The following is a 22,242-nucleotide window of genomic DNA, read 5'->3' as shown; positions in this document are numbered from 1 at the left end:
TGTCGTGCAGATCCCCTGGCACTTGCGCTGGCTCGACCTCGACGACGGACCGCTGGCGGACGCCCACGGCGCGGGCGTGACCGTGGCCCTGCTCGACAGCGGCGCCGCGGCTCTCCCCGCCCTGCCCGAGTCAGGGATCCGCCGCCTGTCCTACGCGGGCGAGGCCGCCGACGCCCGCGACAGCTCCCTCGACGGCCATGGGACCTCGGTCGCGGGCATCGTCGCCTCTCGAGACGTCAACATCCCCGGCGTGGCGATCGAGGCCGAGGTCCTCGCCTTCGACGTCTACGGCGTCGACGGCCGGCCCACGGACTACCGCGTCGTCGCGGCCCTGACCAAGGCCCTCGAGCTCGGCGTGGACCTGATCTGCTGCACCTTCACCTTGCCCGAGCTCGACGACGACCTGCGCGAGGTCCTGGCCGCCCTGCGCGCGGCCGAGGTCCCCGTGATCGTCGCCGCCGGCAACCGCGGGCGCCAGCGCTCGGCCTTTCCCGAGGACGTGGGCGAGGGGCTGATCACCGTCGCCGCTCTCGACCCCAAGGACCGCGTGCTCGCCAACTCGCGCTACGGCGAGTGGACGACCATCGCCGTCCCGGGCCTGCAGATCCTGACCTGGACGAGCTCGGGCCGACCGCAGCGCAACTTCACCGGGACCTCCGCCGCCGCGCCCCTGCTGACCGCGGTGCTCGCCCGGGTGCTGACCAAGGTCCGCGAGCGCGGGGGCGAGGCGGGGGTGCGGGCGGTCAAGGCGAGGCTCGTGGACCTGCTCGTGTCCACGGCGCAGTCGCGGCGCAGCCCGGTGCCGATCCTCGGGACGGCGGCCTTCGTGGAGGCTTGCATCGCGCTGGCGGACAAGCTCCACGGGGCGCCGGTCTGAGCCGCTGTCAGCGCTGGCGCGAGCGCGGCAAACCTGGCCAGGTCCGCGCAGGGCGGCTCGAGGGGCGGCCAGAACCCAGCGTTTCACGAGCCAAAGCAGGAGATCGAGTCTGGCCACCAGGGCTCGTTGCCTCGATGGCGAGGGAGGCTTCATGATCCAGGTTGGAGCCCGCCATGGCGTTCTCGATACGATCACCAGATGATGGCGTCTCGCTCGACGCCTTGCCCGGAGACATGATCCTGCGCCGGGTCTCCTGGGACGACCACGGCCATCGCCTCTTGTTTCATCTCTCGCGGCATGGGGAAGATGGTAGGGAGCGGGAGATTGGTCTGCTCAAGATTTTGAACACCAAAGCGCCCCGCGCGGAGTTGAACGCGAGCTTCGAGCGCTTGGATGACCACTGGTGCAGCATGGGCCAAGGCCCTGCGTTCTACGACTCGCTCGACGCTCAGGAAGACGCGCGCGAGTTGCTGCTCGCGCTGCGTGACTTGACCGTCCTGGGCGACGCCGAGCGAGAGGCGCTAGCGAGCAACGCCGACGTCCAAAAGACGCTCCTGCGCACGTCGAGCGCACGCTTCGCCTACGAGCGGGAAACGCGGCCGCTCGCCTCCGACATCCAATTTCGGATCAGCCTACAAGTGAAGGGCTTTGCTGAACGCCACGAGGTGCACTTTCACTTCAGCCGCGAGCGTGCCTTGGGGCGGATGGTCGTGCTGGTCGGCGAAAATGGTACGGGCAAGTCTCAGCTCCTCAACGGGCTCATCTACCCGACCCTCGGGATCTACGATCCAAAGTTGGCGGACATCGATGTCGTGCCCGCGATCTCGCGGGTGATCTTCTTGTCCTTTGGCGCCTTCGATCGCGGTCGCATCCCACGGTCGGTTGGTCGCTACTCGGTGATCTCCTACGACTATTGCGGGCTGCGCCACTACGCAAATTCGATGCGGGGCGAAGCGATCGTCGACATGCAGTTCGCTCTACGGCGGCTCAGTGAAGCTCATGATGCGTTGACGGAGCGGAGGCGGGGAGACTTGTGGCGGCGCTGCGTGAGCGAGCATGGCATGCGGCCGCCGGAGCGCGGCTACCTCGAGGCGTGGGTCGAGGAGCGCAGCGCAGGGCAGAAGTTCATCTGCTTCGTGTTGACGCACTTATTGGCCAAGCTCGAGCCTGGGGCCCTGGTGGTGTTCGACGAGCCCGAGACCCACACGCACCCAAAGATGCTGTCGCTGCTCATGCGCCAGCTCGACGAGATGCTCGAGGACCATGACGCCTTCGCCATCGTCGCCACCCACTCGCCGATCGTGCTGCAAGAGCTTCCGGCCAGGCAAGTGCGGGTGCTTCGGACCGAGGGGGAGGGGCGATCCCTGCCCTTGGTTCTCGACTATCCCCGGGAGTGTTTCGCAGAGGCGCTGGATGAGATCGTCAAGGTGGGGTTCGGCTTGGATCTCGAGGACACCAACTACATGAGGCGACTGCGCGAGATGGTGCGCGAGAACCCGGAGGGGATCGAGGAGCTGCTCGCGCAGGGAGGGCTTTCGGCTCGGCTGGCACTCGCGCTGGCGAGGAAGCGCGAGCGTCAGCAGGAGGAACGAGGAGGGGAAGGCGATGCGTGAGCTCGTCGCACCGAATTGGGACGCGTTTGATGACTATGAGGCGATCGTCTCGCGCAGCGTTGGGCCGAATAAAGTTACGCGAGAGGCCTATCGAGACGATGTCCGAGAGCGGTACCAAGCGTATCTGGACTGCGCGCCCGACTTGGAAAACATGGTCTCGGTCGTCGCCGAGGGGCCGCCTCGAGATGCTCACATGAGGAGCTGCTATGGGCACGAGCACATGCGCGACGTAAAGCACCGAATCAGCGCGCTTCAGCGAGACCCTTACTTGCTCCGATTTTGTCAGTTCTGCGGCGGGATGGCTGTCGTGAGCCAGTGGGATCACTATCTGCCACAGGCAGAGTTTCCCGAGTTTGCCGCGTGTGCATACAATATTACTCCGATATGCGGCGTATGTAATCACACTAAACGAGAGCGGGGTACGACCCAAGGCGCGAGGGAAGTGGTGCACGTCTTTTATGATGATATTCCCAGCGACCTCGCCTATCTCGAGGCTACGATTGTTTGGTCGGCAGAAGGACCTGACATCATCTTTTCCCCATCGATGCCTGCAGGGGGAGATCAGCAGTTCTTCGCGCTCTTTTGCCGGCACGTCGACGCGCTGGCGCTCGAGGATCGCTTCGCAGACTACTATCGTATCCAACTAGAACGGGAGGCGAAGAAGATCGCCAAGTCCGTGAGGCGTGGCCTGGAGCTCGAGGTGATTCGAGACTTGCTGCGCGACTCGGCTGAGAGTGAGCCGGGGGGCCCCAGCTCACCCCTCGCTGCGCTGTTGCGCGCGGCCGCTGACAGCGACCGCTTCCTGGAGTACGCTGCGAGCGGAGCAGGGCAATGAAGGACGAAGACCCCGTCAGCGAGCGCCAGGCGCGTCTGGTCGAGGTCCGCGAGGCCCTCGAGGCGGTCCAGAGCGCGTTGAATCGGCTGGCCGATGACTTGTCGACGGCCTGTAACCCGAGCTGGGACGATCAAGGGGACTTCGAGGGCGCGGCCCGCGAGGTCCTCCAGGTCTCGGCTGGCCTCGCGCAGGAGCTGGTCGATTGGCTCGAGCCCATGGACCTCGGCTATGGCGACCTCGACGAGGTCCTACAGGGGATCGCCGCCAGGGTGCCCGCGCTCGCCAAGCACGCGAAACAGGGCTCCGCGGTGTTCGAATTCCTGCGTCAGGTATCCTACGCCTCCAGCCCCGATCCGCACCAGGCCCCAGACATGGAGGCCTTCAACGTGCTGCTCGAGGAGCTGGTCGACACTCTCGAGGAGAAGTCCCCGTGACGCCCGCGCCCGAGCTGCTCGACTGTCTCGCCGCGCTCGACCTCGACTGGGAGTCGCTGCGTCGAGACACGGCGGGCGTCATCTTGTTTGGGTCCCGCGCGGCGGGGGCCGCTCGAGCCGACTCGGACTGGGACCTGCTCTGCGTCGGCGCGGGGTCCCAGCGCCTGACCCGACGCCTGGACATGATCTGGGTCGGCCGCGCGCGCGCCTGTTCGCGGGAGCAGGACTGGATCGGCAGTGAGCTCGCCAACCATGTCGCGCGCTTCGGTCGAGTGCTCTTTGGTGAGCGCCCCTGGGCGGAGGACCACGGGCGGCAGGAATTGGCGATCGCGCGCAAGCGCAGGCAGATCTGCGGCCATGTTCGCGGGCTCTCGAGCGTATGGCCGCGCTTGAACGCGGTGTATCGCCAGCGTCAGCTCGGGCAGCTGCGTCGGGATCTCCAGCGCCTCGAATTGCTCGATGTCGGGGAGGTCGTCCCGCCTACCGCGATGCTCGATCGCATGTGCTGCGAGGGCGTCGACCCCGAGCAGTATGTGCTCGAGGCCCTCGACCGCGCCGGGCTGGGCTCGGCGACGCTGGACAGGCAGCTGGCCGCGGAGCCTGCGGGTTCGTAGCGGCTGCGGCTCAGGAGCGGCTGCGGGAGCCGAGGCCGCTCCACCTGGTCAAGTGCCCGAGCTTGTCGGGGTTGCGCACCACGTAGATCCCCGCGATCGACCCCGCCCCATCCACCATCAGCGCCGTCGTCTGCAGCACCCCCTGCTCCACGCTGACGAAGCCCGGCAGCCCGTCGAGGCGGACGTAGCCCAGCAGCTCGGAGGGCGCCGCCGCGAAGCCACGCGCGAGCGCGGCGTGGCGGGCCAGGACCTGCGCGCGCCCGAGGATCGGCGCCGGTGTGGCGGGGACCTTGCCCCCGCCGTCGGCCTGGGCGAACACGTCGGCGGCCAGCAGCGCCTCGAGCTCGGCCATGTCTCCGGCTCGAGAGGCGCGAAAGAAGGCCGCGGCGATCCGCTGGCCGTCGGCGGGGCTGACCGCGAAGCGCGGGCGGGCGGTCTGGAGGTGGGCGCGGGCGCGGCTGGCCAGCTTGCGGCAGGCGGCAGGCTCGCGGCCGAGGGCGTCGCCGATCTCGGCGAAGCTCACGCCAAAGACGTCGTGGAGCAAGAAGGCGGCGCGCTCCAGGGGGGAGAGGCGCTCGAGGGCGAGCATCAGCGGCAAGGTGATCTGGTCGGCGCGGCGCTCGGCGGCCTCGAGGGGGGACTCGGTCAGCGGCTCGACCAGGGGCTCGGGCAGCCACGCGCCCACGTAGGTCTCTCGCCGGCGCCGCGCCGACTCGAGCTCGTTGAGGCACAGGCGCGTGACCACGGTGCGCAGGAAGGCCGCGGGGCTGCGGACCTGCGCGCGGTCGCAGCGACGCCAGCGCAGCCAGGCGTCTTGGACCATGTCTTCGGCATCGCTGACGCTGCCGAGCATGCGGTAGGCCAGGCGGGTCAGGCCTGGGCGCAGCGCGTCGAAGACTTCGTCACCTGGCTCCGCGTCCGCCTTCATGCCCACCTCAGCGCAAATGTACCGCGTCCACCCGGTAGATGCTGGGTGTCACCGAGCTCGCAATGGCTGCGAATGTCTCTAGCTGGGCCCGGGTCTCGGGGCGCCTCATGAAGGCCTCGAAGTCGGCCTGCGAGGCCCACTGGGCGTAGTTGATCACCCGCTTGCCGTCGACGCTGCTGTGCACGCAGACCGAGACGAAGCCGGGTTGTTGGCGGATCCCCGCCTCGGTGAGCTCGGACAGGGCCCGGGCCAGCTCGGCCTGCCTGGCCGGCTCGACCTCGTAGACGTTGATCAGGGTCAGGCGCTCGGCCTGGGCGTCGATGCTCGCGGCAGCGTTGGTCATGTCTCCAAGACCGAGCGGGCCGCAGGAAGGTGACATCGAGGACGAGCGCGGCTGAAAAAAAATGCTCGCGGTGAGCGCGAGCGAGCCGACGCCAAATGGTTTGCTGGCACCGCGGCCTCCCAGACCCCCGGCCGGAGTAGCAACCCACTGCGCCCCGGCCCTACCATGAAGCTCGCGTGCTCCCATGATGCTCCGCCTTCGCTCCACTTCTCGCGCCCGCGCCCTTCGTCCTCTCGCTCTGGCCCTCGGCCTCGGCCTCCCGCTCGCCTGGGCCCCCCCGGCCGCGGCCGCCGAGCCGCCCGCGCGCGACCCGGAGGCGCGGCTGAATTTCCTCTCCGCCGAGGAGTACGAGCGCGTCGCCCAGACTGAGCCGATCCGCGTGCCGATCCAGGTGGTGATCAGCTCGGACGCCTCCACCCGCCTGGCCAACGCCTGCGCCAAGCTCGACGACCTCGGCGCGCGGGACTGGGAGGTGGGCGTCAGCGTGGACCTGCCCTATGTGCTCTCGGACTCCGGGCGCAGCGATCTCTTCGATCGCCTCCAGCAGCTCAACGACGACTCCACCGACGCGGAGGTGCTCGCGGCCGCCAGCGAGCTCGCGGGCCTCGGGACCCAGCTGGCGGGGCTCTGCGATCACATCGCCGGCCTGTCCGGCGGGCTGACGGCCGACGACGTCGTCCACCTGCGGGGGATCTTCGCCGACGGGGCGGTGCGCTTGACCCAGCTCGTCGAGGTCCTCGACAAGACCGCCGAGGAGCTGCTGGACGTGCTCACGGCCGCGCCGGCGAGCTTCGAGCAGGCCAAGCTCGCGTTCGTGAAGGAGGTCGACCTCGGCGAGCCGGGCACGCCCCAGTCGATCGGGACGCTGTCTTCGCTGGGCGAGGCGGCGAGCACCGCCTTCGAGGGCCTGGCGCAATTCCTGATCGACCGCGCCAAGGAGGAGGCGATCACCTATGTCCGCGACCAGCTCAGCGAGGCGATCTGCACGGCGGACCCGGGGCTGTTCATCCCGCGGACCTGCGAGGTGCTCGCGTCCACCGACCCCAGCATGTCGCTCAGCGGCATCGGGGCCTCGCTCAACGCCGCGCTGGTCGCCGACCTCGAGTGGATGCCCGACCGCCTGCTCGCGCTGACCTCCGTCCGCGCGCCGGCCTCCGCCCACGCGGCGACCATGCTCCGGGTCATGCTCGCGCTCACCCGCGACGCCCGCGAGCACGGCGGGCCGCTCGATTTTCTGGTCTCGCTGCACGAGATCGACGAGATCGACTGCGAGCGCAGCCACGCCCAGCTGTCCGCGGGCGAGGTGTCCGCCGACGCCAAGATCGCCGCGGCCGACCGAAGCTGCGCCGAGACCATGGCCATGCTCCGCCTGTCCTCGGCCCTGAGCCACGCCATCGTCAGCCAAAACCGCGACCTCAACGACGTCTACAAGAGCCTCGGCGTGGCCTTTGGGGTGGAGCGCCACGTCAACGACATCCCGCTTCCGGTCCGCGAGCACCTCGCCGAGATGATCCCCGAGCTCGGGTGGACCGAGGACGCCCAGCTGCGCTTCGAGCCGGTGCACCTGCGCCAGCTCCACCGGATCATCGCCGACAGCGTGGCGTTGGTGCAGACCCTCCAAGATCGCATCGACGCGCTGTCGAGCAGCTACGACCGCAGCCCGACCACCGAGGACGTGCTCGACACCGCCGCGGTCGCGGCCGTGGGTCTGGCGAGCATCGGCCTCGACATCATCGACCTGCTCGAGAAGGTCCGGGCCGAGCGCGGCGCGGACCAGGCGAGCGCCGCGGCGCCCGAGGGCTCGACGCGGACGCAGGCCGGCGCCGCGCTGCTCGCCAGCCCCCGCCCGCTCGCGGACCAGGCCGCGCTGCTCGCCCTCGCGGCTGACATGGGCGACACGACCGAGACCGCGGCGGCCGACACCGATGCAGCCGACACGGCCGCCGCCGTCGACCCCTCGCTCGCGATCCTGCGCGCGCTGCTCGAGGACGCCAGCGACCTCTACTCGGTCGCCCGCGACCTCAGCGACCGCGACTGGAGTCAGGCGACCATGAGCCTGTTCGAGCTGCTCGACGACCTGATCCGCGAGCACGCCCCGGCGGGCGCCGAGGGCGACTCGGCCCGCACCCTCGACAGCCAGCTCGACAAGCTGCGCCGCTACCTGCCGATGTTCATCGAGGTCGCCAACGCCAAGTCCAGCGACGAGGTCGCGGCGGCCCTCGAGGCGGCCTTTCCGGCCGGCGGCTACCAGCTCAAGTATCGCCAGGGCGTGGTCGCCATCAACGCCATGTTGGGGGCCTACGGCGGCGGCCTCTATGGCGCCGGGCTCCAGTCCGACGGGACCACGAGCCAGGGCCTGGTCAACGGCGAGTTCGCCCTCTTCGCGCCGATCGGCGTGCACCTGACCGGCCCGGTGGGCGTGCACCGCAAGCGCCCCTGGCACCTCGGGGCGATGATCTCGGTGATCGACATCGGCGGCATCACGACCTCCAAGTGGAGCCTCGAGGACAGCCTCACCCAGGACACCAGCGAGGGCGGCAGCGAGGAGACGGTGCTCGGCGAGCCGAGCAATTTCAACTTCGCGGGGATCGTCGCGCCCGGGGCTTACTTCACCATCGGCGCCGCCAAGTCGCCCTTCGTATTCGGCCTGGGCGCGTCCTACAGCCCCTTCGCCCAGCAGCTGAGCGTGACCACCTACGACAGCAACGGCGACGAGACCGACTCGATCAGCAGCTATGTCGGGGCCCTGCGCTTCGGCGCCTTCGTGGCCGTGGACATCACGCTGGTCGGCTTTGGCCTGCGCGGCAAGGGCGGGCGGGCTCAGCCGTAGGGCTCTTCTTCGCGGACCGCGACCAGGGTGATCCGGCCGCCGCGCAGGATCCCCACCTTGTAGAGGGTGTGCGCGAGCATCTGCGGGCAGGCGTGCACGCGCAGGCGGCCGTGGGTCTGGGCGATGGCGCGCAGGTGGTCGACCCAGGCGGCGACGGCGGGGCCGTCGTCGCGCTCGAACTCGAGCTCGGAGAGGTCGAGGTCGACGGCGGCCCCGTCCTCGCTGCGCTCGAGGGTCGCCCCGAGCCGAGCGAGGGCCGCGTGCTCACGGCGCTCGCTCGCTTCGCGGTTCTCGCCCTCGTCGCTCACGCGCGCCCGTAGGCCTCGAGCACGGCCCCGCGCACGCACTGGTTGGCGGGGCTGGCGAGGCCCACGATGGTCTGGGCGAGGGCCGCCGGGGTGACCCAGCTGCCGTGGTCCGCGTCGGGCATGGCGGCGCGGTTGGCCGGGGTGTCGATGATCGAGGGGGCGACGGCGTTGACCCAGATGCTCTCCGGGGCGAGCTCCTCGGCGAGGGTGCGGGTCATCGCGGCGACGCCGGCCTTGGCGGTGGCGTAGGCGATCATCCCGGCGCTCGGCGTGAGCGCGGGGCGGGCCGCGATGTTGACGAGCCGGCCGCCGCCTCCGCCGCCCTCGCGCATGCGCCGGACGGCCTCGCGGCAGCTGAGGAAGCACGAGGCCACGTTCATCCGCCACATCGACTCGAAGGCGGAGAAGCTGGTGTCGACCACGGGCGACATGGCGAAGCCGCCGGCGATCTGGATCGAGGCCCAGGGCGGGGGCGTGCGGCGGTAGAAGTCGGCCGCGGCGGCCTCGTCGTCGAGGGCCACGCCGTGGACGAAAGTGACCCGCTCGTGATCCGCGAATTCGACGCCAGCGGGGGTCTGGTCCTCGAACACCGGCACGTGGACGCGCGCGCCGGCCTCGAGCAAGGCGGCGACCACGGCCCGACCCAGGCCGCCGGTGCCACCGGTGACGACGACGACGCGATCTTCGAATTCCCTGGACGCAGTACTCATCGCTGCGAGCTTAGTCCTCGCACCCTCGGAGCAAAAGTGATCCCCGCGGCGGCGCGAGCATCTGCGTGCTTGAAGGCGCCTGTCTCCTCGTGAGACCGTCTCCTCGGTGTCACGTGACAAGCTGAGCTCCTCTTCCCCGCGCGCCCTCGCCTGGGCCCTCGCGCTCTGCTCCCCCTCGTTCGCCTGCACCTCCGACGAGGTCAGCGCAGACAGCGGGGCCGACGAGGCCGACGAGTCGGGTGAGTCGGGGGAAGAGAGCGGCGGCGAGGAAGAAGAGCAGCTGGTGATCGGGCCGCCGGCGGTGGGCATCGACATCGTCGAGGTCGAGGCCAATCAGGGCACCGGCGTGGCGATCAGCGCTGGGGCGGCGTGGATCCCCGCCGACGAGCGCAACGCCTACCTGGTCCGCAACCGCGACACCTTGCTGCGCGTGCAGTACAGCGTGGCCGAGGGCTGGGAGCCGCGGGAGATCATCGCCCAGCTCCACCTCGAGACCCCCGACGGCGAGCGCCTCGAGCCCCGCGTGCAGGCCCTGACCGTCGAGGCCGACTCGGATCCCCGCAAGCTCGCGACCAGCTTCTACTTCCCGATCTACGCCGACGAGGCCCTGCCCGGGACCAAGTACTGGATCGAGCTGCGCGAGTCGGGCGAGGAGGCCGGCCCGGCCAGCCTCGCCGAGGGCGTCAACGCCTCGCCCGCGGACTTCGCCGAGATCGGCTACGAGTCGACCACCCTCGAGATGAAGGTGATGCTCGTGCCGATCGACTACACCTACCTGGCCGAGCCGACCTCCGTCGATCTCAGCGAGGACGACCTCGCGCTCTTCGAGGCCGAGCTGCTCCAGCAAAACCCGCTCCAGTCCGTCGAATTCACGGTCCACGAGCCGATCGAGTACGACACCCAGCTGACCAACCTGGGCACCTTGCTCGGGGTGATGAGCGCGCTGCGCTCCGAGGAGCAGGCCGAGGCCAACGTCTACTACCACGCGCTGCTCAACATCCGCGCCCCGGCGCTGAGCCACGTCGCCGGCATCGCCCAGCTCAACGACGCCAGCAAGGAGGCCGCGCTCGGCCGGGTCGCGGCCACGGTCTATTACAAGTACGAAGAGGACGCCCCGGCCGGCGGCAGCGCGCGGACCTTCGTGCACGAGGTCGGCCACAACCAGGGCCTGCGCCACGTCTACTGCCCGAACGCGGCGACCGAGGCCGCGGGCACGGATCCGGCCTACCCCCACGACGGCGGCAAGATCGGGGTGTACGGCTTCGGGATCCGCAGCGCCCAGCTCTACAGCCCCACGGGCTCCCACGACTACATGACCTACTGCGCGAACTCGTGGGTCTCGGACTGGACGTGGAACAAGACCTTCGCGCGGATCGAGACGCTGACCAGCTGGGACTATGAGGGCGCGGCCGAGGGCGAGGCGGCGGCCGAGGTGCCGCTGCTCTGGGGGCTGATCTCCCCCGACGGCAGCGAGCAGTGGATGAGCTTCCGCGGCCCGGCCCCGCACCCCGAGCAGCTCAGCGCCAAGCAGCGGATCCTCGCCAGCGACGGCCAGGGCGGGCAGCGCGAGAGCCTGGCCGTGGTCTCGCCGCTCAGCGACGACGCCAGCGAGGTGATCATCGCGCCCCTCGAGCTGGACCTCGACGAGATCGACGCCCTCACGCGCGTGGACTGGCGCGGGGAGCAGCACGCGATCGACCTCGCCCGCGTCGAGCGGCGGGATCGCGCGCTCTCGGCCGCGCGCTGAGCCCGAGCCGAGCCGAGGCGCTGAGCGCTGAGCTCGAGCAGGGGCGCTGGGTCCTGGCGCGCCGGCTCGTGCATAATGCCCGCGGTGTCGGACGCCCAAGACGAGCCCCTGCGTCAGCGATCCTTGCGGACCTTGGCCTGGATCGGCGACGCCGAGTTCGAGCGCGAGGTCCGGCTGCGCCTGGCTCGGCGCGGGGACTATCCCACGGACAAGCTCGACAAGCTGCGCGCGGGCATCGTCAACGCGGTCGCGCAGGCCGAGCTGCTCGCCGGGCTGCTCGCGGCGGAGGTCCTCGACGAGCGCGAGCAGGCGGTGGTCCGGCGCGGGCGCAACACGGCGGTGCGGGCCGCGGGGACGCGCAGCGGGAGCGTGCGCGAGTATCGGGCGGCGACGGCCCTCGAGGCGCTGATCGCCTGGTGGATCCTGGGTGGCGAGCGCGAGCGCTTCGAGGCCCTGGTGATCCCCGAGATCGAGGCGCGGATCGAGGCCGCGATCGCCGGCCTTCGCAAGCGTCGCTGAGCGCTCGGATCCCGTAGACCCGTCGGGACTCAGCCCCGTCGGGACTCAGCCCTCGCCGGGGCGGGTGGCCAAGAAGGCGTCCACGCGTGCGCGAGCATTGTTGCGCAGATCGACGTAGAAGAGCTGGATGTCGATGGGGTGGTAGTCCTCGGGGCCCATCGCCCACAGCAGCAGGGCGCTCATGAAGTCGCGCTCGAGCTCGCCGAGCTCGGTGACCACCAAGGTGCCGTCGACGCACTGCGCGTCTGCGAAGTGCGGGAGCAAGGCGGGGTCCTTGGTGTCGAAGAACACCGCGCCGGCGTTTTGCTGCGCTGGCACGTGGGCGCCGTCGAGGGTCCAGGAGATCGGGTTGACGCAGACGCGCCCGCGCATGGTGTCGGGGTCCTCGGCGTCGAGCTCGAAGGCGTTGGGCTGAAAGCGAGGGCCGCGGGCGTTCCAGCTGATCACGCAGCCGGTCTGGGTCGGGCTCGCGCAGATCGCCAGGTCCGCGACGCTGCCCTGACGCAGGGCGGCGCCGGGCAGGTAGGCGGCGACCAGGCGCGCGCGCAGGTCTGGCTGCGCGGCGATCCGCTCGCGCAGGAGCCTCGCGCCGAGGATGGCGCCCTGGCTGTGACCGGCGAGGATGAAGGGGCGGCCGTCGGTCCGCGCGAGGAAGTGGTCGAAGGCAGCGGACAGGTCGGCGTAGGCGAGGTCGATGGCCTGGCCGCCCTGCGCGCTGGGGTGGGTGAACGCCTGGCCGTTGGCCTGGCGATAGCGCGGCGCATGGACGGCGCAGCAGGCATTGAAGGCGCTGGCCTGGATCGAGGTCGCGCCGCGGGTGGTCGCGGCGACGATCTCGGGGTCGTCGATCGGGGCGTTCCACTCGCTGCCCAGCCAGGTGGTGGGGTGGAGGTAGAACACGTCGACGGGGGCGGCCGCCTGGTCGATCTGGTCGATGGCGGGGAGCTCGGGGAGGGCGAGGTCGGCTCCGTCTCGGCGCTCGGGCAGCGCCGCCCAGGCGGCGGGGTCGTCGTAGTCGGGGGCCGGGGGCGAGGCGGCGGCGTCGAAGGGCCCAGGGTCGAGGACGCGAAACAGCCAGCGGTCGATGGTAGCGAGGGCGAGGGCCGAGGCGAGGGCGAGCAGGACGAGGCCGGCGAGGGCGAGCTTGGCGAGGCGCAGGCGCTGGCCTCGTCTCGGGGTCTTCGCTTGGGGGGGGCTGGGCATGGCTGGTCTCGATGGGGCTTGGTGGAGAGAGAGGGCGGGGCCCGAGTCGAGGCCACCGCCCTCTCGGGCAGCCGGGGCTGCTGGATCCACTGGGGACCCGTCGCGTCAGGGCGCCGGCGGGCAGTCGATCTCGATCAGCGTCACGTAGCGCGGGAGCGTGGGGAAGGAGGGGTGCAGCACGGTGCACTCGCGCTCCGGGTGCTCGACGCTCACGGAGTAGGTGCCCGCGTCGGCCGGCTCGAGGTTGAAGGCGACCCAAAAGGGCAGCAGCGAGGAGTCGATGGTGTCGCCGTTGAGCACCGGCTTGTTGTCGGCGTCGACGCCGTAGTAGCTGCCATCGGGCAGGGCCGGCTCGAAGGTGACCACGGCGCCGGTGGCCGTGGGCTGGCGCAGGCGCACGATGGCCACGCCCTTGGTCTCGTCGGCGGTGACGTTCTCGTCTTGCTGCTGAAGCAAGCTGAGCTGGGTGTCGATCAGCTCGTTGCTGACCTGACCGAGCTGGAGGTCGTCGACGTCGGCCTCGGGGATCGTGGCCGGGCGGATGCCGCCCCAGTAGGTGTCCTCGTTGCCGTCGATCAGGAAGAAGACCTCGGTGTTGGGCGGCATCCCGGGGATCGCGTACTCGCCCTCCTCGTCGCTGACGGTCTCGAAGCCGGGCATGTCGAGGACCGAGACGTTGGCCCCGGGGATCCCGGCCATCGTGAAGAAGTCCGTGACCTCGCCGCTGACGTTGATCTCGGTCGCGGCGGTCTCGGTCTCGGTCTCGGTCTCCGTGTCGGTCTCGGTCTCCATGGTCCCGGACCCGGACTCGGACTCCTCGCCGCTGTCGGACTCGGACTCGCTGTCGCCGGTGTCGGCCTCGTCGCTGCCGCTGGGGGTCGCGTCGTCGGCACAGCCGGCGCCGAGCAGGCCGGCGCTGGCTAGCGCGAAGGCGGGGAGGGTGCGCTTCAAAGTATTTGCAATGTTCATGTGTAGTGTCTCCAAAGCGCCCGCGAGAGGTCGGGGGGGCGGGCGTGGAGACAGCTTACCACCGGCGAGGGGACGCAGCGGGGCCCCGCGTGCCAGGGGAGGTGTAAAGCTGCGCCGGCTGGGGGGCGCGCCGGCGCAAAAGTGCGCTCACGAGGGTGGGAAATTATGAGGTTCTTCGAGGATAGTATCGCCGCGGTCGACGTCCGGGAGGCGTTCAATGGGGCTCTGGGGACCAGATGAAGCCCCGAGGGTCGATGGCTGCTCACCTTCCACTCATTTTTTCACACTTCATTCAATGTTCAATTACGGCGTGGGCTCGATAGATACGAAAATGCGCCGGCACGAAGCGTGCCGGCGCATCGGGGGGCGTCCGCGCGGGCTCAGGGCTCGACGCGCTTGGCCTTGATGATCTTGAACTCGGTGCGCCGGTTCTTGGCGCGACCGTCTTCGCTGTCGTTGGAGGCGATCGGCTCACTTTGGCCAGCGCCGCGGGTCTCGACGCGATCGCTGGCGATCCCGCCGTCGACGAGGTACTGCTTGACCGCGTCCGCGCGCTCCTTGGACAGGGCTTCGTTGTACTCGGCGGTGCCCTCGTTGTCGGTGTGACCGACGACCTCGATGCGGATGTCCGGGTACTCCTCGAGCACCTCGATGGCGCGGTCGAGGATCGGCTTGGACACGTCGCGGACGCCGGCCGAGTCGTACTCGAACTCGATGCCCTCGATGACCCCGGTGAACTCGCGGACCTTCTCGGGGATCTCGTCGGGGCAGCCGTCGGTGTCCTCGTAGCCGTTGTCCGTCTCGGGCTGGTCGGGGCAGCTGTCGCGCTCGTCGGGGATGCCGTCGCCGTCGCGGTCGCGGACCGGGCAGCCGTCGGGCTCGACGCCGGCCTCGTAGGGGCAGGCGTCTTCGGTGTCGACCCAGCCGTCGTTGTCGCTGTCCCGGGGCGGGCAGCCGTCGGGGGACACGCCGGGGGTGTCGGGGCAGCTGTCGCGCTCGTTGGGGAAGCCGTCGCCGTCACGGTCGGGGTTGGGCGGCGGGGTCGGCTTGGGCTTGGCCCGGGGCAGGGTCAAGGACAGGCCAAAGAGCAGCTCGGCGTGGCTGGTGACCGAGTTTTGCGTGGCCTCCTTGGCCGAGAGGATGTGCCGACCCTCGACGCGGACCGCGAGCCAGCGGTTGACGTAGACCTTGAGGCCGCCGCCCCAGTGCATGGCCGGGTCGACGTCGTTGCCCAGCAAGATCGCCGGCCCGGAGGTGCCCATGGCCTTGGCGCCGATGAGCACGAAGGGGGTGACGCTCCAAAAGGGCAGCTGGCCGATGATGTGTCCGCCGGCGGACCACAGCAGCGCGAAGTCGTTTGTCGAGTTGCGGACCCGCGAGGGCATCACGCCGCCCTCGGCCTCGATGCCCAGGTACTCGAGGGGGAAGAAGGCCGCGCGCAGGCCCGCGCTGCCGTTGAGCTTCCACAGCGGCTTTTGTCCGCTGGCCGGGTTGTAGAAGTCGTGGTCGTCGGCGGGGAAGAACAGGCCGCCGTAGATGCCGAGCTCGGCCATGTTGCGCTCGGGGGCCCAGCGCCTGATCCATGGCACGTCGGTGCGCTTGTACTCGCGGGAGTCGACGCCGCGGCTGGGGGCGTCGGCGCTCGCGTCGGTGTCGGCGCTCGCGTCGGCGTCGGCGTCCGCCCCCGCGGAGGACAGGGAGACCGCTCCCGAGGCCTGGGCGTCGGCTGCGGACGCGTCGTCGCTGGCGGCGTCAGCTGCCGCGTCGTCACTGGCAGCGTCGGCTTCGGGCGCGTCGGCTTCGAGCGCGTCGGCTTCGGGCGCGTCGCTGGCAGCGTCGTCGCTGGCAGCGTCGGCTTCGGGCGCGCCCGCTCGCGCCAGCGTGGGGGCGAGGGTCAGGCACAGCGAGAGTCCGCAGGGGATGAGCAGTGGGCGCGCGGGGGGGTTCATCGCAACTCGAGAGGGGAAGCGCGGTTTGGAGGAGGGTCCTGGAGGGGCGGCCTACTGGCAGGCCGCGGCCTCTTCCATGCAGCCCGGCGGCTCGGGGTCGGTGGCCATGGCGGCGATGCAGGTCAGGCAGGTCGTGTCGTCGGACTCGGCCCCGCAGTCTCCGCTCTCTGCGCAGACGTTGCCGATGCACTCGGCGAGCTTGATCAGCAGGTAGGCCTCGTCCTCGCTGAGCCCCATGTCGCACTCCAGGAAGCACGAGAGATCGGGCTCGGGGTCGGGGTCGACGATCGCCAGCGACTGGCAGATGACCAGGCAATCGATGGCGTCGCGGCAGGTGGTCTCGAAGGGGCCGGTCTCTTCGGCCGTCCAGTTGTCGTCCGTGACGGTGTCGGTCTCGTCGCTATAGACCGCGCCGCTCTCGGTGGTCGTGTCGTCGGAGACCTCGTCGGCCCCGATCTCGTCCGAGTCGAACACGCAGGCGGCCCCGGCGAGGGTCGGCAGCAGGAGCGCCAAGAGCAGCCGCCGTGGTCGGAGAATCGTCGACACCGTGTCCACGGCTGGACCGTAGCAGCATTTTGTCGCCAAGAGGAGCGATTGTGTTTTCGAGGCGCTCGTCAGGGGCGGCCACGCTACAGCGAAATCAGCGCTCCTGGGTCCGGCGACTCGGACCCATGACATTCATGTCATGGCCTGGGCTCGCGTTCATGGCTGAGCAGCTGCTGCGAGCTTGTGCTGACGCCTTGGGCCCGCCACACTGTTGGTCATGGGGCATTGGCTTGAACACAACCGCTCGCGGCGGGGCGGCGCGTATATCCTGGGCAGCTGTCTAGGGTTGAGCGCGGCGCTCTTCGGCGGCTGCCGAGGCGAGGACCTCTACTTCGACTGCGAAGAACAAAGCGCGCGCTTTTTGGAGGTCGCCGAGTCCGAGGGCACGCTGCTCGAATCGGTACCCAAGGGCGATCCCTACCCCGTGGCCATCAAGTTCTCCGAGGACGGCCTCAACCGCCTGCTCGAGGGCGTGGTCGGCTCGGACGTGCCCTTCACCGGTGAGCTGCCCTTCGTGTGGTTCTCGGGCCCGGGCACCCTGGAGTTCGAGGCGACCAGCGACCCCGTGATCGAGCTCGAGTCCCTCGAGGGTTGCTCGACCTGTGTGCAGTACTCCTTCGACTTCAACACGGTGCTGATCGGCATCGACGAGGAGCCCGAGGGCGCGGGCATCGGCTCGGTCAAATTCCGCGTGCCGATCATCTTGCGCGAGCAGAGCGAGACCTCGACGGTGCTGATCGCCGACTACTCCAACCTCCGCGTCCAAGACCTGTGGCTGAGCGCCTTCGGCCTGGTCACCGAGGATCACGAGGCCCTCGTCGGCGCGCTCGGGCGCTTCATGGAGGAGAAGATCCAGGAGACCTACGGCGAGACCGAGCTGCTGACCTTGGACTCGTGGGAGATCGGCAACGGCGACGTGCGCCTGCTGGCCCGCAAGCTGCTGGTCTTCCCCGAGGAGGACACCATGGCCCTGGCGATGCAGAGCAACCTGCCCCTGCCCGCCGGCGGCGGCCTCGACATCACCGGCGAGATGCCCACGGGCATCCCCATGGTCCTCGACTTCGACATCGCGATGCTCCAGGCGATGATCGAGCGCATGCTGACCGAGGGGGAGATCCCCCGGCGCTACGACGAGGACGGCGTGCCCGACGAAGAGGGCACCTACGGCGTGACCTTCGAGTCCCTCGAGGGGCAGCCCAACGGCCAGGCCCTCGACTCGCAGTTTCGGGTCTGGCGCATCGCCGACGGCTACTGCGGCTACGCGCTCGCGTCCATGGGCATCGACGTCGACCTCGACGACGAGACCTCGGCGATCACGCTCAGCGCGGGCGAGGTCACCGTGCTCAGCGGCCAGGGCTCGGGCGCCGTCGCGGCCGAGGAGACCCAGCTGGTCGAGGACAACCAGCAGGTCGTCGAGACCTTCCGCGAGGGCGTGACCGACAACCTCGGGACCACCCTCAACTACGACGCGCTGGCCATCGAGGGCAGCTCGATCATCTTCGAGACCAAGGCCCGCGACGTCTACGAAGATCACCTCGAGGCGTGGATCGACTTCTTCGTGGTCGAGAACCCCTGAGCGCCCGCCCGCTCGTCGCCTCTCTTTCCCTCCTCCCCCCCTCTCCCCTCTCCCCCGCTCGCGCTTCGCCGACACCTTCGTTGACGCCATGGCCCTTCGCTTCGCCGCTCCCGCTCCTTTCACTGGGCTCCTCGCGCTCGCCTCGCTCACGCTCCCGCTGACCCTCGCCGGCTGCCCCGCCGCCGAGGAAGAGGGCAGCAGCGAGTCCTCCGTCGGCGAGGACGACGATGTCGCCCCCGACGACGAGGTCGGCCAGAGCGAGGACGACAGCCCGCAGATCATCTGTGTCCCGGGCGAGACCCAATGCGAGAGCGACACGGTGCTCGAGACCTGCGCGGCCACGGGGCTCGAGTGGGAGCAGTCCTTTTGCGGGACCAACGACTCGTGCATGGCCTGCTCCGACGAGGACCCGGACTGCACCGGGGCCGTGTGCGTGGGCCCCTGCGAGCTCACCGAGGAGCTGCCCTCGTCGGCGGGCTGCTCGTTTTATGCCGCGGGCATGATGATCAACACCGGGGCCGAGGGGGTCGCCGACGCGATCGTCGTGGGCAACCCCAACGAGGACGCCAGCGCCACGGTCCAGCGCTACCTGGTCCCGATCGGCTCGAACCTCGAGGAGGCGGTCGGGGAGCCGGTCCTGCTCGAGCCCGGCGAGACCGTGGTCTTCGAGTTCGAAGAGGACCTGACCGAGAACAAGAACAACGGCGCGGGCACCTCCAAGCTCCAGTCCGGCGGCATGTACCACGTGGTCAGCGACCTGCCGGTGATCGCCTACCAGCACTCGCCCTACGAGGAGACCGCGACCAACGAGTCCTCGCTGCTGCTGCCCGAGGACTCGGCCCGCGAAGACTTCGTGATCTTCGCCTACGACCCCTTCGCCGAGCCCAGCTACTTCAACGTGATCGCGCTCGAGAACCAGACCACGGTGTGGTGGAACCCGACGATCGAGACCGCGGGCAACAACTTGCCGCTGCCCTTCGTCGAGGTCGGCCAGACCGGCGAGTACACGATGAACCGCCACGACCTGATGCGGATCGCCGCCTCGGCGAACCTCGGGGCCGCGGAGTACGAGCAGGACCTCTCGGGCACGGTGGTCTGGTCGGACAAGCCGATCCTCGTCATGGCCGGGGTCGTGGGCATCAAGGTGCCCTACTGCGCCACGGGGACCTCCAGCGCCCCCGACGGCTGCTATGGGACCACGGACCACGTCCAGGAGCAGGTCATCCCCCTCGACTACTGGGGTGAGGAGTACGTCTGCGCGCACTCACCCACGCGCGCCGACGAGGAGCACTACTGGCGGGTGTTCGCCGGCGACGACAACGTGACCGTGACCGCCGAGCCGGCCGTGGACGGCAGCCCCTTCCACTTCGAGTCGCGCGGCGACTGGGTCGAGTTCAGCGTGCCCAACGGCACCGACTTCGTGCTCTCGGGCGACGGCCCCTTCATGCCCGTGCAGTACACGGCCCGCCACCTGCTCGCCGGGGGCATCGGCGACGCGGCCATGTATCAGATGATCCCCACGGCGCAGTTCCTCGAGCGCTACCTGTTCGTGACCGCCGAGGGCTACGACCTCGACTACGTCCAGGTCATCCGCACCGCTGACTCCGCCGAGGTCATGCTCGACGGCAGCGCGGTCACGGGCTACGAGGCCGTCGGCAACTACGAGGTCGCCACGGTCCAGATCGTCTCGGGGGCCCACGACATCCAGAGCGAGGATCCCTTCGGCATCCTCCAGGTCGGCTACGTGATCGCCAACTATCCCAACGGCCTCGACGCGAAGGCGACCAAGTACCCCGCGGCCTACGGCTACCCGGGGGCATGAAGGTCGAGCAGATCTTCATTCCCTAGGAGCCCGTGGTGAAACCCAACACGACACCTGGCTTGGTCTTTTCGCCGAGGGCTTTGTCGCCAAAACTTGCAGTACGCCCGGTACAGCGGCGTTTTGGCTTCGCGCCCTCGACGAAAAAACCGGCGCCAGGAGCCGCGCTGGGTTCCACCACGGGCTCCTAGAGCGGCGACCAGTTTGAATTCGGTGAGCTACGCCGCATTTGCCAGCTTCGGGCACTCCAGCTCATGCTGGATGACCTGCAGATTGACGAGCACTGCCGCTCGCGTGGAGTCGTACTCATTCTTGCGTATGCCGAGGTAGCGAGCTCGGTTGCCTTGGCGCTGGCCGACATGAGCGAGCGTATGCTCGACGACGACGCGCTGTCGCAGTCGCGCGCGTCCGCGCGGTGCTCGTTGGAGGACCCGTAGTTTCGCTTGCAACGGCTCGTTGGCGGCGATTCGGAGGCCTCGGCCCCGGTCCGAGGTCGTGCACTTGGGCTTGAGCTCGCAGGCGTTGCAGACATCAGCCTCGAAGCGGGCGCTCTCGCCGAGGAGCATGGGTTGGGTCTGTCCCCCTGGGCAGGTCACCGTCTGGCTGACGAAGTCGAGGCTGAAGTCGGTCTTGGCGAATTTGTCGCCGTTGGACTGCCGCCATGGCTTGCAGATGACCTCGACGCCGCTGGCCACGAGTTCGGGGACGTCCGAGCTCTCGATGTAGCCCCGGTCGAAGTGCAGGCTCGCGAGTTCGAGGCCCAGATGTTCGACTCGGTCGACGAGCGTGGGGAGGCTGTCTTTCTCCGGCTGGTTCGCCGGAGCCACCGTCACAGCGAGGATGAGCTTGGTGTGAAGACTGACGACGACGTGGCGCTTGTATCCGTTGAAGGACTTCGTCTTGGTCTTGCGACCGTGACGCATGTCGGGGTCCTCGACGGACACACGCCGGTCTTTCGCCACGCCCCGCTTGATGCGCTGGCCTCCGCGGTCGGGGTCGGGCTCGAGATCCTGTCCACGTAGCTGCTCGAGTAGCGCGAGCTGGTCTTGCAACGGAGGCTTGCTGCTCTCGCTCGACAGGTTCGTCTCGACCCACTGTTCGAGCGTCTCAATCTGTCCGAGCAAACGGTTCAACGCCGCGCTCTTGGCCGCAGGGTTGGACCAGTCGATATCGAGCGCCTTCTTGATGCTCGGCTCCGCGAGCAGCGGGATGCCGAGCTCGTCGACGAGCAGCTCCGCCGGTCGAGCGCGTAGCTCGGCGACGCACAGCACGACCTTCCACGCCGCGTGAGCGAGGAGGTTGAAGGTGTCCTCGACCCGACCCGCACCTCGAAGCGGGCTCGAGTCCACGGCGACGTCGAGCTTCTTGGGCAGCTTCTTGAAGTCGAAGGCGCCAGTTCGCTTGGCGAGCTCCCGAGTGCGCTCGAGCAGCTTGCGGTCCATGTCGTGAGCGATGAGCCGCTCGCGGAAGTTGAACAGCGAGCCCTGGGAAAACGGCGGGTCATCGCAACCAAGGCAGCCGAGGACCAGCTGCCATCGAGCATCACAGGCGGCGAGTTCGACGGCCTCCGAGTCCGACGCGTTGGAGTAGCCCTGAAGCAGTAGGGCCATGGCGAGCAGTGCGGGCGGCATCGGGTTCTTCCCGGCTCCGGTGTCGCGGTACATCTGCTCGAGTTCGGCTTGGAAGTCGTCGTCGAACAGCTCGAGCCGGTGGTCACACAGGAAGCCAAACAGCTTGCGCTTCTTGCCGACGCGCTTGCGGATGCGGGCTTCGCGGGGAGACAGAGTGACGGGAGGGTTCCAGCGGGGGAGCGTCATGCGTGGCCTCGTGCGAGGCCTACGGGATCACGACCGCCAGACGTTGTCGAACCGCGCCGCTAAGCGATCGGAATCTATTAACAATTCAAACTGATCGCCGCTCTAGAGCGCCGCTCTAGGCGCTGGCAGGCGGGGTTGATGGCGGGACCGCGGCGGGCCCCGCCTCCTGCGAGCCAGGGTCCGCGAGCCAGGGTCCGCCGGGGCTCACAGCCCGAAGCTGCGGGTCGTGTCGGCGATGAACTGCTTTTCTTCGGCGGACACGTGGCCGTCGGCGGCGGCGATCGCCTCGAGGTCGGCGAGGATCGTGCGCAGCTGGTCGGGCTCGAGCTTGCCCTGGAGGGCCTCGGTGGCGCCGCGGGCGGTGAGCAGCTTGTCCTCGGCGCCCTTGTAGGTGGCGACGGTGGTCTTGAGCAGCTCGCCGATGTCACCCAGGGCGGCGTCGGGGGCCCAGGCGCGCAGCTTGTCCGCGAGGGCGCGCATCTCCTCGCCGCTGAGGATGCCGTCCGTGCTGTGGCCGAAGGTCAGGTAGAGGAGGGCGAGAGACTCGAGGACCTGCTTGTCAGCGCTCATCGGGCGCACGGTAGCAGGCCCGCTTTCGCGTTACC

20 protein-coding genes are annotated in these 22,242 nt (G+C 69.3%); 10 read left to right on the top strand and 10 right to left on the bottom strand.

Annotated features, from left to right (window positions below; all coding sequences use genetic code 11):
* Positions 1-4 precede the first annotated feature (4 nt).
* The 5 genes from G6O69_RS05205 to G6O69_RS05185 all read left to right on the top strand — a co-directional run bounded on the left by G6O69_RS05205 (position 5) and on the right by G6O69_RS05185 (position 4,373).
* Entirely contained in the window at positions 5-877 is an 873-nt protein-coding gene (locus G6O69_RS05205; RefSeq protein ID WP_172302424.1) for a S8 family serine peptidase, read from the top strand.
* 173 nt (positions 878-1,050) lie between these two features.
* Positions 1,051-2,490 carry an AAA family ATPase gene (locus G6O69_RS05200; protein WP_172302423.1) on the top strand — a complete coding sequence of 480 codons (1,440 nt, stop codon included), beginning with the start codon at positions 1,051-1,053 and terminating at the stop codon, positions 2,488-2,490.
* Complete coding sequence (locus tag G6O69_RS05195; RefSeq protein ID WP_172302422.1) at positions 2,483-3,325, top strand: hypothetical protein; 843 nt, start codon at positions 2,483-2,485, stop codon at positions 3,323-3,325. The genes G6O69_RS05200 and G6O69_RS05195 overlap by 8 nt, the downstream gene beginning before the upstream one ends.
* On the top strand, positions 3,322-3,759 hold the full coding sequence (locus G6O69_RS05190; RefSeq protein WP_172302421.1) for a hypothetical protein: 438 nt from the start codon (positions 3,322-3,324) through the stop codon (positions 3,757-3,759). Before G6O69_RS05195 ends, G6O69_RS05190 begins: the two co-directional genes overlap by 4 nt.
* Positions 3,756-4,373 (top strand): nucleotidyltransferase domain-containing protein, encoded by a 618-nt coding sequence (locus G6O69_RS05185; protein WP_176396640.1) that lies wholly within the window; start codon positions 3,756-3,758, stop codon positions 4,371-4,373. Before G6O69_RS05190 ends, G6O69_RS05185 begins: the two co-directional genes overlap by 4 nt.
* A 10-nt stretch (positions 4,374-4,383) precedes the next feature.
* On the opposite strand, the gene G6O69_RS05180 is transcribed toward G6O69_RS05185, so the two are convergent.
* Complete coding sequence (locus G6O69_RS05180) at positions 4,384-5,301, bottom strand: sigma-70 family RNA polymerase sigma factor (protein ID WP_172302420.1); 918 nt, start codon at positions 5,299-5,301, stop codon at positions 4,384-4,386.
* A gap of 7 nt (positions 5,302-5,308) precedes the next feature.
* A complete protein-coding gene (locus G6O69_RS05175) occupies positions 5,309-5,644 on the bottom strand; it encodes an antibiotic biosynthesis monooxygenase family protein (RefSeq protein WP_172302419.1) in 336 nt (111 codons plus the stop codon).
* A gap of 187 nt (positions 5,645-5,831) precedes the next feature.
* Here G6O69_RS05175 and G6O69_RS05170 point away from each other — a divergent pair, with 187 nt between their 5' ends.
* Complete coding sequence (locus tag G6O69_RS05170; protein ID WP_176396639.1) at positions 5,832-8,474, top strand: hypothetical protein; 2,643 nt, start codon at positions 5,832-5,834, stop codon at positions 8,472-8,474.
* Here G6O69_RS05170 and G6O69_RS05165 read toward each other — a convergent pair.
* Together G6O69_RS05165 and G6O69_RS05160 are read right to left on the bottom strand one after the other, a co-directional pair.
* Positions 8,465-8,782 carry a hypothetical protein gene (locus tag G6O69_RS05165; protein WP_172302417.1) on the bottom strand — a complete coding sequence of 106 codons (318 nt, stop codon included), beginning with the start codon at positions 8,780-8,782 and terminating at the stop codon, positions 8,465-8,467. The genes G6O69_RS05170 and G6O69_RS05165 overlap by 10 nt on opposite strands.
* Positions 8,779-9,492, bottom strand: coding sequence for an SDR family NAD(P)-dependent oxidoreductase (locus tag G6O69_RS05160; RefSeq protein ID WP_172302416.1), 714 nt, complete (start codon positions 9,490-9,492; stop codon positions 8,779-8,781). Before G6O69_RS05160 ends, G6O69_RS05165 begins: the two co-directional genes overlap by 4 nt.
* Before the next feature lie 106 nt (positions 9,493-9,598).
* Here G6O69_RS05160 and G6O69_RS41920 point away from each other — a divergent pair, with 106 nt between their 5' ends.
* Both G6O69_RS41920 and G6O69_RS05150 read left to right on the top strand, forming a co-directional pair.
* On the top strand, positions 9,599-11,239 hold the full coding sequence (locus G6O69_RS41920; protein WP_172302415.1) for a zinc-dependent metalloprotease family protein: 1,641 nt from the start codon (positions 9,599-9,601) through the stop codon (positions 11,237-11,239).
* A gap of 84 nt (positions 11,240-11,323) precedes the next feature.
* Positions 11,324-11,758, top strand: coding sequence for a ribonuclease III domain-containing protein (locus G6O69_RS05150; RefSeq protein ID WP_172302414.1), 435 nt, complete (start codon positions 11,324-11,326; stop codon positions 11,756-11,758).
* A 45-nt stretch (positions 11,759-11,803) separates the two neighbouring features.
* Here G6O69_RS05150 and G6O69_RS05145 read toward each other — a convergent pair whose 3' ends face one another.
* From G6O69_RS05145 to G6O69_RS05130, 4 genes are all read right to left on the bottom strand, one after another.
* On the bottom strand, positions 11,804-12,961 hold the full coding sequence (locus G6O69_RS05145) for a DUF3089 domain-containing protein (RefSeq protein WP_172302413.1): 1,158 nt from the start codon (positions 12,959-12,961) through the stop codon (positions 11,804-11,806).
* Positions 12,962-13,066: 105 nt separating this feature from the next.
* Positions 13,067-13,930, bottom strand: coding sequence for a carboxypeptidase-like regulatory domain-containing protein (locus G6O69_RS05140; RefSeq protein WP_217909771.1), 864 nt, complete (start codon positions 13,928-13,930; stop codon positions 13,067-13,069).
* Positions 13,931-14,310: 380 nt separating this feature from the next.
* Positions 14,311-15,879, bottom strand: a complete 1,569-nt coding sequence (locus tag G6O69_RS05135) for an OmpA family protein (protein ID WP_172302411.1) — start codon at positions 15,877-15,879, stop codon at positions 14,311-14,313.
* Between the two features lie 51 nt (positions 15,880-15,930).
* Positions 15,931-16,434 (bottom strand): hypothetical protein, encoded by a 504-nt coding sequence (locus G6O69_RS05130; RefSeq protein ID WP_172302410.1) that lies wholly within the window; start codon positions 16,432-16,434, stop codon positions 15,931-15,933.
* Between the two features lie 208 nt (positions 16,435-16,642).
* Between G6O69_RS05130 and G6O69_RS05125 the strand changes: the two genes are divergently transcribed.
* The gene (locus G6O69_RS05125) at positions 16,643-18,001 is read left to right on the top strand and encodes a hypothetical protein (RefSeq protein ID WP_176396638.1); all 1,359 of its coding nucleotides are present in this window, start codon (positions 16,643-16,645) and stop codon (positions 17,999-18,001) included.
* Between the two features lie 88 nt (positions 18,002-18,089).
* On the top strand, positions 18,090-19,823 hold the full coding sequence (locus G6O69_RS05120; RefSeq protein ID WP_172302408.1) for an IgGFc-binding protein: 1,734 nt from the start codon (positions 18,090-18,092) through the stop codon (positions 19,821-19,823).
* Positions 19,824-20,038: 215 nt separating this feature from the next.
* Here G6O69_RS05120 and G6O69_RS05115 read toward each other — a convergent pair whose 3' ends face one another.
* Together G6O69_RS05115 and G6O69_RS05110 are read right to left on the bottom strand one after the other, a co-directional pair.
* On the bottom strand, positions 20,039-21,637 hold the full coding sequence (locus G6O69_RS05115) for an IS1182 family transposase (RefSeq protein WP_172302407.1): 1,599 nt from the start codon (positions 21,635-21,637) through the stop codon (positions 20,039-20,041).
* Between the two features lie 204 nt (positions 21,638-21,841).
* Positions 21,842-22,207, bottom strand: a complete 366-nt coding sequence (locus tag G6O69_RS05110; protein ID WP_172302406.1) for a TerB family tellurite resistance protein — start codon at positions 22,205-22,207, stop codon at positions 21,842-21,844.
* Positions 22,208-22,242 lie beyond the last annotated feature (35 nt).

The organism is Pseudenhygromyxa sp. WMMC2535 (assembly GCF_011083025.2).
The sequence above is the reverse complement of the archived record's forward strand: the minus strand, read 5'-3'. Positions and strand labels throughout refer to the sequence as shown.